Consider the following 11,632-nt stretch of genomic DNA (forward strand, 5'->3'; position numbering starts at 1 on the left):
TGCTCCACCTCTCTAGACCGTTCCGTGTTTTTTTGACGGGCGGTCTTCTCTCTTTGTGAACAACATCTCGAATGCCCCGATTACATATTTCCTCGTGTCTTCCGGTGCGATGATCGTATCCACATAACCTCTTCTTGCCGCCGCCAGCGGGCTTGACTGGATTTCTCTATATTCAGAAGCTTTCTCTTTTATTACTTCCGCATCAGCGCCCGCGTACATGATCTTAGCCGCAAGAGCGGCATCCATCATCCCGATTTCGGCATCCTGCCATGCATATACCATATCTGCACCGATAGCTTTGCTGTTCATGGACACGTATGCGCTTCCATAAGCTTTGCCGACAATGACATTTACTTTCGGCACAGTTGCATCCGCAAATGCATACGTAAGCTTTGCGGCTTCTCTTGCAAGATTCTTTTCCGCACACTTGCTTGCCTCAAAGCCGGACACATTCGTCAAGGAGAGGACCGGTATGTTGAACGCGTCGCAGAATGCTACAAATTCAGCCGCTTTCTTCGCTCCGTCTGCGGAGAGGGAACCATCATACTCGGCTGTGGCCTCCCCTTCTGAATCATATACTTTCGAACGGTTTGCCACTGCCCCTACGGTCATGCCGTTCAGACGTATGAAGCCGGTAACCATATCTTTTGCATAATGCTTCTTCGTCTCAAAGAAGATATTGTTGTCTGATATCTGGACGAGGGCTATCGCCGTATCTTCTGACGCATTTTCTATACCGGTACAAACACGGTTCAAATCATCCGTGCACGTATCATAGGAGGAATCATCCTCATTATTACATGGCAGCATACATACCAAAGAACGGATGCTTCCCAGAATCTCTTCCTCCGTTCCGATGTCATCAACGAGGCCGGTGCTTTCGCTCTGGAACTGCGCAGATGATGTATCGCATTTAGATATTTCATTCCCTGGAATTGCATTTGGAGAATTGATGAATAATTTCCCTTTCTTACTTTCCATAAAAGTAAAGTCGGCAAGCGCCGGAACAACTGCCAGCCCTCCGCCACATGTCCCGAATACAGCAGTAATCTGGGGAATGACGCCTGATGCCATCGCCTGTTTCAGGTACAGGCTGCCAAATGCCTCCAGAGCATCTGTCGCTTCCTGAAGCCTCAATCCTGCACAGTCCACAAGACCGATGACCGGTGCGCCCATCTTCATCGCCATATCATAGATGTTAGCAATCTTCCTGGCATGCATCTCACCGATAGCCCCGTTCAGTACGGATGCATCCTGGCTGTACACATAAGCCAGATTCCCGTCAATCACTCCATATCCGGTAATGACACCGTCCGCCGGAGTTTCTTTTTCCTGCATGTTGAAATCAGTAGATCTGGCTGTTACCGCCCCACCTATTTCAACAAAGCTTCCTGCGTCAAGCAAAGATTCTATTCTATTGCCCGCTGCACTTCCTGTTGCCAAGTTGTCCATAGTCTAGCCCTCCATTTTCTTACATATTCTAAATCAGGTCCTTTAGCATGAAAAATCTAAAAGTAAAACCAAATTTTTGCCAATTATATTATATCCCTTTTCATTTAAAACTTCAATAGTTTTCGACATGATTTGTTAATTAATAGACAAATCATTTCAACGCACTAACGAAGTGCCTTATTATCATAATAAACACAGAGCAAACTCTAAAAAATTCATTAAGTTTTTCTTAAAAACAAGTTGTACCCTAGTCTGTTTTATGCTATAGTTTTTAAAGTGGATTTGCGATGTGAAGGGGAAAATTATTTGATACATATTCGCAGATTCATAATATAACAACATTTCAATTTTGGAGGGCAAAGAAATGGAAAAATCTAAATTCAAATGGCCGTTCGGTTTCTATGTATGCTCACTCTCTTTTACATTTGAGAGATGTGCATATTATACCGCAAAATGGTTAATGGCTATCTTCGTTGTAACTTCTGCCGCAAATGGCGGACTTGGCTTGACGAAAGCCGACGGTGCTCTGATGAGTTCTTTCATCGTAGCATTTACTTACATCACTCCGGTTATCGGTGGATTTATTGCTGACCGATGGGTAAGCCCGAGACTCTTGGTTCCTCTTGGTGAACTGCTTATGGGTATCGGATACTTATGTGCTTGGCAGGCTAACAGCAAAGCTATGCTCTATGTAATGATTATTCTTGTTTCCGTCGGTACCGGCGGCTTCAAGGGTGTTTTATCTGGTATTAACGGACGCCAGTTCCCGAAAGCGGATGAGGATATGTTGAATTCTATATTCTCTATTCAGTATACTTTTGTAAATATTGGTTCTTTCACAGGAACGACCTTCCTTCCACTGGTGGCAGTCAACATTTCCTACCGTCTCACATTCCTCATCTGTGGAATTCTTATGTTTGTTGACGTTATCTGGTGGATTTTTGGTCTGAGATTTATTACGAATGATGCGGGTAAGGTTCCATTCCTCGTTGACACCCGTGTAGAAAAAGCGGATAAGGTAAAAGAAGTGGAAGCTGCTCCTCTTACATTAGTTGAGAAGAAACGTGTTGCTGCCATCCTTCTGTGTACTTTGTTCTCCGGTATATTCTGGCTGATTTGGTATATGGTTTATCTTCCGGTTTATTACGAGTTCGGGCCTGTTTCAGAAGCTGGCCTTGGATGGGCGAACTGGAACATCGGCAACTTCACGATGCCTACAGCTTGGTTTGACTCTATGAACGCCCTTACATGTATTATTCTCGGTCCTATCCTCGCGGTAGTATGGGCTAAGATGTCCACGCGTCCGAAGGGTGATATGAGCATGTTCAAGAAGACCGCACTTGGTATCATCTTGCTTGGTCTTGGTATCGTAGCGATGGTAGCTGCTGCTCTCATGAGTGGTGAAGGCGACAGAGCCGTTGGAATCTGGATTATCATCTTAGTGGCACTCCTCATGTCCATCGGTGAGATGATTTTCTCTCCGCTTGGCAACTCATTCATCAATAAATTTGCTCCGAAGAAGCTTCTCGGTACTTTACTCGGTGTATGGCCATTGATTATCTTCTTCTCAGGACTGTTATACGGACCTCTGTACACCTGGTTATCTAAATACAGATTCATCTATGCATTCAGTGGCGTAGCTATTGTCGTATTGATTTGTGGTGTTATACTGTGGGCAATGTCCGGCAGGTTAGACAAACTTGTCGTAGAGGATGAGAAATAATTTCATAATTCATATATTAGGACTTTTGGTGGCAAGCCAGGAGTCCTAATTTTATTAAATCTCTGTATCTATACTCCGGACTTCGGTTTGAGCTTTGTCCTGTTTTATGTTATATTTATTCTATGATGTCAGGGTCACGAAGCATGGAGATATAGGGGACACCTTTCGACTCCAACATCATTAAATACACGTACATGTACATTATTTAAGGAGGTTTTTCAAAATGAATGTATCAGAAAGAATAGCTAAATTGCGCGCTCTGATGGCTGAAAAGAGAATCGACGCATATGTCGTTCCCACCGCCGATTTCCACCAGAGCGAATATGTCGGAGAACATTTTAAAGCAAGGAAGTATATTACAGGCTTCAGCGGCTCTTACGGGACGGCTGTCATTACGCCGGATGATGCGGGCCTGTGGACCGACGGCAGGTACTTCTTCCAGGCCACGAATGAGTTGAAAGGCAGCGGCGTCCGCCTGATGAAGATGTTCGTCGGGGATACTCCGTCGGTGACGGAATATCTGGCTGATGTGGTTCCTGAAGGCGGTACGGTTGCATTTGACGGGCGTGTACTCTCCATGGACGAGGGACGCGAATATGAGGAAGCTCTTGCATCTAAGGGCATTCATCTCGACTATTCGGAAGACATGATCGACACTGTATGGGAGGACAGGCCGCCGCTTTCCGATAAGCCGGCTTTTTTCCTGGAAGAGAAGTATTCCGGAGAAAGTGCCGCGTCCAAACTCTCACGTGTCCGTGAAGTCATGAAGGATAATGGGGCGACGCTGCATGCTATCGCTTCTCTGGATGACGTATGCTGGCTTCTGAACCTGCGGGGAGATGATATTGATTTCTTCCCGCTGCTGCTCTCCTACGCCGTCGTCAGGATGGATGGGGTCGATCTGTACGTGGACGGCAGCAAGCTGGATGACCGGATCCACGAAGAGCTGGAGAAAGATTATGTAACCATCCATCCATATAATGATATCTACAGTGACATAAGAAATCTGGACGCAGGTGAAACCATTCTGATCGACCCGATGAAGATGAACTATGCCCTTTACAAGAGCATACCATGCAATATCGTGACCGCAGCCAATCCTACGATTCTTATGAAAGCCATGAAGAATCCCGTAGAACTTGAGAACATCAAGGCCGCACATATCAAAGACGGTGTAGCTGTCACAAAGTTCATGCACTGGGTGAAGACCCGTTATGACAAGGAGACGATCACCGAGCTCAGCTCGGCCAAGAAGCTGACACAATTCCGTGCCGAGCAGGAAGGCTACATAAGAGACAGCTTCGAGCCTCTCTGTGCCTACGCAGACCACGCGGCCATGATGCATTACTCTCCGAGTGAAGAGACGGATGTTGCACTGAAAGCCGGCGCATTATTCTTAAATGATACGGGCGGCGGATATTATGAAGGCTCCACCGATATAACAAGAACCTTTGTCCTCGGTTCTGTAGACGAACAGTTGAAGAAATACTTTACCGCCGTCGTGCGCGCTATGATGAATCTCTCCCGCGCCAAATTCCTGTACGGCTGCTATGGATACAATCTCGATGTGCTTGCAAGAGGGCCTATCTGGGATCTGAATCTGGACTTCCAGTGCGGTACCGGACACGGTGTCGGCTACCTTGCCAATGTCCACGAGCCTCCGACGGGATTCCGCTGGTATGTCGTTCCGAGCAAGAACGAGCACCATCAGCTGGAAGAAGGCATGGTCATCACAGATGAGCCTGGCATCTATGAGGACGGACAGTTCGGCATCCGCATTGAAAATGAGTTTATCGTACGTAAGGGTGTGCAGAACAAGTATGGCCAATTCATGCATTTTGAGACGATTACCTTTGCTCCAATCGACCTGGATGGAATCGACCCGGAAGAGATGAGCAGGTCCGAACGGGAGTGGCTGAACCATTATCATAAAGATGTATATGAGAAGATAGGCCCGCATCTGAGTGATGAAGAACGGGAATGGCTGAAGGAATATACACGCGCAGTTTAAATTCATAAAGAGCCGGCACTTTGAGCCAATGCCAGTTCTATTATAAGGAGGTTTTGACGATGATTATTGCAGCAAGATATCTGATGACAGGCGATGGCAGGTCTGTCCTTGAAAACAAAGCAGTTCTTACCGGGGCTGACGGAAAGATTAAAAGAATCGGGGCTAAGGAAACGCTTAGGAAAGATTTCCCGGAGGAAGAATATAAGGATTACGGAGATGCCACTCTCCTTCCCGGCCTGTTTGATATGCATGTCCACCTTGCTTACTGGTATTCTCAGCCGGACAGCTTCAATTATGGACCTCAGCTCGTGATGCTCTATGCGCTGCAGCATGCGCAGTCTGCTTTCGAGCGTGGAATCACTTCCGTCCGCGATATGTCTTCTGCCCACGGAGTATGCAAGAACCTGAAGCTGGCGGCCGAGAAAGGGTTTGTAACCATCCCTCATATAACCCATACGGATACAGGCATGTGCATGTCCGGAGGACACGGATGGGAAGAAGTCGCACAGGTTGACGGGCCGTGGGAAGTCCGCAGAGAAATCCGCAGGCAGGTCCGTGACGGCGCCGAATGGGTAAAGATACTGACTACCCACCGTTCTCATATCCCTGAATATACCCAGGAGGAATTGGACGCCGCGGTAGATGAATGCCACAGACGTGGTATCAAATGCGGCGTCCATGCGGGGACGAACCCAGGCATACAGATGTGCATTGACGCAGGTTTCGATACGATCGAGCATGCCACGTTCATGACGCTCGACCACGCAAAGCAGATGGCGGAGAAGGGCATCGCGTGGACGCCGACAATCATGGCTTACACGCTCCTTTACGATATCTGCAAGGAGAACTTGGAAAAGAATGCAGGTGCTCCGGTCAATGATCCGGTTATGCAGAAAGAGATGAAAGATTACCAGTATTTTGAACCGGCATACAGAGCCTATAAAGAGCATTTCAAAGAGTTCTATGACACAGGAATAACCGTCATCGCAGGAACAGATATGGTCATGTACCAATCCCCTCTTCTGCCGCTTCCCCGTGAGCTGCAGTATATGGTGGAATACGGAATCACTCCGGTACAGGCGATTCAGACAGCGACTTCCAATCCCGCCAAGGTACTTGGCGTGGAGGACGAACGCGGTCTTGTAAAAGAGGGGCTGGACGCGGATCTCCTCGTCGTAGGCGGCGACTTGAGCAAGGACATCACATGTCTGAACGACGTAAAGCTCGTCACGCTCGGCGGCAGGAAAGTATTCGAAAACGGAATACGATATGTAGGAACAGGCAATATGTTCATGTAATGGGAGTTTAGTAAACTAGACGCCGATGGGGAGGTAGGGGACAGATGCTTCGATGCGTCCGGGAACTGCGACTATCACACAGATTTCTAAGCTTGTGGGATGTTCGCCGATAGCGGCTCTCGTCCCACAAGCCAAGGAATCTGGTGAGGATTCTTACGTCCCTTCCGCTTACACCTTCGCATCTGTCCCCTACCTCCCCATCGGCTATCTACTTTACTGGCACGGGCGAAGGCGGCTGTGTGGCGCTGTCGGCTGACGGCAGGTCTTTGACTATGTCAGCATAGTGATATAGGGCTTAGCAAGCGAAAGCCCTTTGACGAAAAGAAATCCTAATATAAGAAAAGCCGGAATCAGGTACGGGGATGTTTATGAGATGACATCCCCTGCCTGGTTCCGGCTCTTCTTGCAGTAACGCCACACAGCCGCACTCGCCCTTGTTAAGTGAAGTAGATAGCGGGCGGGGAGCCGGGTGGGAGATGCGCAGGTGTAAGCGGAAGAGGCGGAGAATCCGTCCCGGAATCCTTGGTTTGTGGGAGAGGAGCTGCTATCAGCGACTCTGCCGCAAAGTTAGGAGGCCGTGGACTAGTCGAAGCCTCGGACGCATCGGAGCAGATGCCACCCGGCTCCCTGTCCGCGGTCTGTTTCACTAAACCCCCATTTACTTCTGATTCCTGAACTGCATTGGTGTCATATTATATGCTTTTTTAAAAAGCCTGTTGAAGTGCTCTACGTTCTGGTATCCTACGGAGAGTGCTATGTTTTCCACCGTCATATTGCTGCTTTTCAGCAGCGCCCTTGCTTTCTTCATCCGAATTTTCTTTACCAGATCTCCGAATGTCATCCCCGACTTCTCTTTGATGTATTTGGAGAGATATGGTTTTGACAGAAAGAACTTCTCTGATAAGTCATCCAGTGTTATGTCAATATAATTTGCCTGGATATAGTTCAATATTTCTATCATCCTGGCGTCTTTGCACGTGTCAGAACTTCCTATGGCCTCTATCTTGTTGACAGCTACCGTCAGCGCTTCTATAGACGCACTGATGATATCCGCGTCGATGCCTACGCCCCACAGGACCTTTCCGTTGCAGATAATGCCTACATATGCCACAGCCTTGGAGGATGACCCTTTCGTAAGAGAATGCTCCTCGTAGAAAGTGAGTTCGTAGCTGATGTTAAAATACTGTTTGATTGCATTGCTCACCGCATCCAGACGTCCATTTCCCATCGCTGTAATCACATGGGCCTCGCCGCCATGGTTGATTGTCGTCTCTGCCGTGATTCCGTCTACCTGTTTAAAGTGGCACTCGTCTATATGGAACACTGGCTTCGTATTCACATAGTTGTCGGAGAATATCTGGTATACCCAGTCCGGCGTCAGCTCTTTGTGCGCTTTGTCGGAGACATCTTTTACAAGATAACCGACCTCCTCTCTCATCTTCTCCGGGAGGTTGATACCGTAGCTCTGCTTCAATATATAGTTTACGCCGCCTTTTCCAGACTGGCTGTTGATCCTGATGACATCTGAATCATACCTTCTTCCAACATCCTGCGGATCAATCGGAAGATACGGTACGGTCCATTTGCCGCTCTTTCCGTCATCTTTCCATGACATTCCTTTCGCGATTGCATCCTGATGAGATCCGGAAAATGCAGTAAATACCAGATCGCCTGCATAGGGCTGTCTCTCATACACGTGCATTCTCGTAAGCTGTTCGTATTTCTCACGTATTTCTCCCATATTAGAAAAATCCAGTCCAGGATCTACGCCGTGGGAATACATGTTCATAGCCAGAGTAATGATATCCACGTTCCCGGTACGTTCTCCGTTGCCGAACAGCGTCCCTTCTATCCTGTCGGCCCCGGCCAGCATTCCCATCTCGGCAGTCGCCACTCCGCTGCCCCGGTCATTGTGGGGATGGAGGCACAGGATTACATTATCCCAATAGTTCAGATGCTTATGCACGTATTCCAATTGGCAGGCAAATACATGCGGCATCGCATTCTCTACCGTGGTTGGGATATTGATGATCGCTTTATTCTCCGCAGACGGCTTCCACACGTCTAAGACAGCATTGCACACATCGACTGCATAATCCACTTCCGTCCCTGGAAAGCTCTCCGGGCTGTACTGAAAGGTAAAGTTACCCTCTGTCTCATCGGCAAGTTCTTTCAATAGCTTAGCCCCGTCAACCGCAATCTTCATGATCTGTTCTTTTGTTTTCTTGAATACCTGCTCTCTCTGGGCTACAGATGTGGAGTTATACAGATGTATCACCGCATGTGGTGCACCTTTTACCGCCTCAAATGTCTTTTTGATAATGTGTTCTCTCGCCTGGGTCAGTACCTGTACGGTCACATCTTCCGGAATCATGTCTTTCTCAATCAATGTCCGCATAAACTGATATTCCGTCTCCGAAGCGGCAGGAAATCCTACTTCTATCTCTTTGAAGCCTATATCTACCAGCAGCTGGAAGAATTCCAGCTTTTCCTCAAGGCTCATAGGCTCGATAAGCGCCTGGTTTCCATCTCTCAGATCTACGCTGCACCAGATAGGAGGATGGTCGACATATTCCTTCTTCACCCAGTCATATGTAACCTCCGGCGGCATAAAATACTGTCTTTCATACTTCTCAAAATTCTTCATTACACACTCTCCTTCTACTTGTTCTATACATTGATAATTATCTGAAATATCATTCAATACATCATACTTATCAGATAAATATAAATCAACTTTATTGTTCTTTTTTATACTTCTATATCCTAACATATGCATACAAAAAAGGAAAGTGACAAATATAATCACTTTCCTTGATTAATATTAATATATGTGTTAATTGGGGACGTAAGAAAATTGCATTTGATCACGTCCCAGTTCACACTTTTTTCACATTTTATCTAGTTTGCTTCGAGCGAACGCTTCTTGGTAATCGTGACTTTCTCTTCATAGCAGGTAAAGATATCGTCGACATGCTCCTCCTTAAGCTTAGGTGTCAATATGCTGACTACCGGCACTACTACAAGACCTGCGACCATGGCTACGGCCCCTGCATTGATTGGGGATGCGATATAGTGCAGGAACATGTTGGATACCGTGATACCTACTCCCGCAGCAAAGCTCGCCCATACGGCCGCTTTCGTTACACCTCTCCAATATAGGCCATACAGGAACGGCGCCAGGAATGCTCCTGCCAGCGCGCCCCATGAGATTCCCATAAGCTGCGCGATAAAGGTCGGCGGGTCAAGCGCAATCACAACAGAGATAGCTATAAAGAATACGATGAGAACCTGCATCGTCCTTACTTGCTTCTTTTCGCTCATATTCTTCATGACATTGTCCTTCAGGAAGTCCAGCGTCAACGTAGAACTTGATGTGAGCACAAGCGATGCCAGCGTCGACATAGATGCAGACAGCACGAGCACCACAACTACGCCTATGAGAATGTCCGGCAAGGTTGAAAGCATGTGGGGAACGATACTGTCAAATACCACATTTCCAGCCTCATCGTATATAGCGCTCCCATCGAACAGCCTCCCGAATCCTCCGAGGAAATAGCTTCCTCCTGCAACTACGCAGGCAAATAAGGTCGATATGACGGTTCCAGTATTGATGGCTTTCTCGTCCTTGATCGCGTAGAACTTTCCAATCATCTGCGGAAGCCCCCATGTGCCAAGCGATGTCAATATCACAACCCCGAGAAGATTTAACGGATCCGGCCCAAAAAAAGATGTAAATGCACCTGGCTGCCCCAATGTAACAGGCACATCACTCGGAATCTCCGCCATCTCGCGTATCGCCTCCATGAACCCTCCCTGGCCGCTCAGGACTGCCGCAATGACTGCCACGATGCCAATCAGCATGATGATGCCCTGGATAAAGTCATTAATCGCTGTCGCCATATATCCGCCAAGTATGACGTAGATACCGGTGAATACAGCCATGGCTATGACACAATATGTATATGGAATATTAAACGCCATTCCAAACAGCCGGGACAAGCCGTTATATATCGAAGCCGTATATGGGACGAGGAAGATGAATACAATCGCGGACGCCGCTATCTTGAGCGCTTTGCTGCTATACCTTTCACCGAAGAAATCCGGCATCGTCTTAGACTTCAGACGCTGGCTCATGACCTTCGTACGACGCCCGAGCACGACCCAGGCGAGCAGGCTGCCTATCAGCGCATTGCCGATACCGATCCACGTAGAAGACAGGCCATATTTCCAGCCAAACTGCCCCGCATAGCCCACAAACACAACAGCGGAAAAATATGAAGTACCATAAGCAAAGGCCGTGAGCCAAGGCCCCACCGAACGCCCTCCTAATACAAACCCATCTACACTTGTCGCATGCTTTCTAGAATAAAGCCCTACAGCCACCATAACCGCAAAAAATACAATAAGCAGCGTCAACTTGATACCCATAATGTTCTCCTCTTCTCTCATTTAGTCATCTCTTTCGCTTTAACCCGTTACGCTTTAAAGCATTAAATCATTTAAGTCCTGTGTAGAATATCATATCCCCCCGCCTTTGTCAATAGGGGACAGGTTAAAATGAATTGGGGACGGGGTTTTTCTAGAAAAACCCCGTCCCCAATTCATTTTAACCTGTCCCCTATTGAGTTTCCAAAAAAAAGATGAAGTATTTCTACTTCATCTTTTCTACTCTGTCTTGTATCGTCTTATTGAAATTCTCAACTTTCCGGCTGTACACCTCCGTCATATATTTTGAGTTCAGCATGAAGTCTGCGGTCGCCAGGTTGTTTGCTATCGGTATGTCGTACACTACCGCAATACGCAGCAGCGCTTTGACATCCGGATCATGAGGCTGTGCTTCCAGCGGATCCCATAAGAATATCATAAAATCGATCTGCCCTTCTACAATCTTGGCACCTATCTGCTGATCGCCTCCGAGCGGGCCGCTGTTATACCCCTTCACGGGAAGCCCTGTGCGCTCTGATATCAATCTGGCCGTCGTCCCTGTACCGCACAGGAAATGGCTCTTAAGTACATCTTTATTCTTATCGCACCAGTCCACCAGTTCTTTCTTTTTTCCGTCATGTGCGACCAATGCTATATGCTTCGCTTTACCAATCTCAAATGTTACGTAGCTTTCCTCTAACATATATTCTCCCTCCTGTC

Annotated in this window: 9 protein-coding genes; 4 read left to right on the top strand and 5 right to left on the bottom strand. The window is 47.5% G+C overall.

What is annotated here, in order from left to right:
• Positions 1–12: 12 nt before the first annotated feature.
• A complete protein-coding gene (locus E1963_RS06495; RefSeq protein ID WP_132276433.1) occupies positions 13–1,452 on the bottom strand; it encodes an acyl-CoA carboxylase subunit beta in 1,440 nt (479 codons plus the stop codon).
• Positions 1,453–1,816: 364 nt separating this feature from the next.
• Here E1963_RS06495 and E1963_RS06500 point away from each other — a divergent pair, with 364 nt between their 5' ends.
• The 4 genes from E1963_RS06500 (at position 1,817) to E1963_RS06515 (ending at position 6,740) form a co-directional block, all read left to right on the top strand.
• A complete protein-coding gene (locus E1963_RS06500) occupies positions 1,817–3,175 on the top strand; it encodes a peptide MFS transporter (protein ID WP_132276435.1) in 1,359 nt (452 codons plus the stop codon).
• Positions 3,176–3,398: 223 nt separating this feature from the next.
• The gene (locus tag E1963_RS06505; protein WP_132276437.1) at positions 3,399–5,186 is read left to right on the top strand and encodes an aminopeptidase P family N-terminal domain-containing protein; all 1,788 of its coding nucleotides are present in this window, start codon (positions 3,399–3,401) and stop codon (positions 5,184–5,186) included.
• 59 nt (positions 5,187–5,245) lie between these two features.
• Positions 5,246–6,484 (top strand): metal-dependent hydrolase family protein, encoded by a 1,239-nt coding sequence (locus E1963_RS06510; RefSeq protein ID WP_132276439.1) that lies wholly within the window; start codon positions 5,246–5,248, stop codon positions 6,482–6,484.
• A gap of 52 nt (positions 6,485–6,536) precedes the next feature.
• Entirely contained in the window at positions 6,537–6,740 is a 204-nt protein-coding gene (locus E1963_RS06515) for a hypothetical protein (RefSeq protein ID WP_132276441.1), read from the top strand.
• A gap of 181 nt (positions 6,741–6,921) precedes the next feature.
• On the opposite strand, the gene E1963_RS19425 is transcribed toward E1963_RS06515, so the two are convergent.
• From E1963_RS19425 to E1963_RS06530, 4 genes are all read right to left on the bottom strand, one after another.
• Entirely contained in the window at positions 6,922–7,131 is a 210-nt protein-coding gene (locus E1963_RS19425; protein WP_145964167.1) for a hypothetical protein, read from the bottom strand.
• A gap of 11 nt (positions 7,132–7,142) precedes the next feature.
• A complete protein-coding gene (locus E1963_RS06520; RefSeq protein WP_132276443.1) occupies positions 7,143–9,131 on the bottom strand; it encodes a 2-isopropylmalate synthase in 1,989 nt (662 codons plus the stop codon).
• A 254-nt stretch (positions 9,132–9,385) separates the two neighbouring features.
• Positions 9,386–10,915, bottom strand: coding sequence for a sodium:solute symporter family transporter (locus E1963_RS06525; RefSeq protein ID WP_132276445.1), 1,530 nt, complete (start codon positions 10,913–10,915; stop codon positions 9,386–9,388).
• 223 nt (positions 10,916–11,138) lie between these two features.
• Positions 11,139–11,615: a methylglyoxal synthase gene (locus E1963_RS06530; protein ID WP_066576577.1), complete on the bottom strand. Its 477-nt coding sequence runs from the start codon at positions 11,613–11,615 to the stop codon at positions 11,139–11,141.
• Between the last annotated feature and the right edge of the window lie 17 nt (positions 11,616–11,632).

It is taken from the genome of Extibacter muris (assembly GCF_004345005.1).
GTDB classification, from domain to species: Bacteria; Bacillota; Clostridia; order Lachnospirales; family Lachnospiraceae; genus Extibacter; species Extibacter muris.

Bases quoted from the DNA above. Each gene is read 5' to 3' on its own strand.
- E1963_RS06495 (WP_132276433.1), bottom strand. From the start codon at position 1,452: ATGGACAACTTGGCAACAGGAAGTGCAGCGGGCAATAGAATAGAATCT.
- E1963_RS06500 (WP_132276435.1), top strand. From the start codon at position 1,817: ATGGAAAAATCTAAATTCAAATGGCCGTTCGGTTTCTATGTATGCTCA.
- E1963_RS06505 (WP_132276437.1), top strand. From the start codon at position 3,399: ATGAATGTATCAGAAAGAATAGCTAAATTGCGCGCTCTGATGGCTGAA.
- E1963_RS06510 (WP_132276439.1), top strand. From the start codon at position 5,246: ATGATTATTGCAGCAAGATATCTGATGACAGGCGATGGCAGGTCTGTC.
- E1963_RS06515 (WP_132276441.1), top strand. From the start codon at position 6,537: ATGCGTCCGGGAACTGCGACTATCACACAGATTTCTAAGCTTGTGGGA.
- E1963_RS06520 (WP_132276443.1), bottom strand. From the start codon at position 9,131: ATGAAGAATTTTGAGAAGTATGAAAGACAGTATTTTATGCCGCCGGAG.
- E1963_RS06525 (WP_132276445.1), bottom strand. From the start codon at position 10,915: ATGGGTATCAAGTTGACGCTGCTTATTGTATTTTTTGCGGTTATGGTG.
- E1963_RS06530 (WP_066576577.1), bottom strand. From the start codon at position 11,615: ATGTTAGAGGAAAGCTACGTAACATTTGAGATTGGTAAAGCGAAGCAT.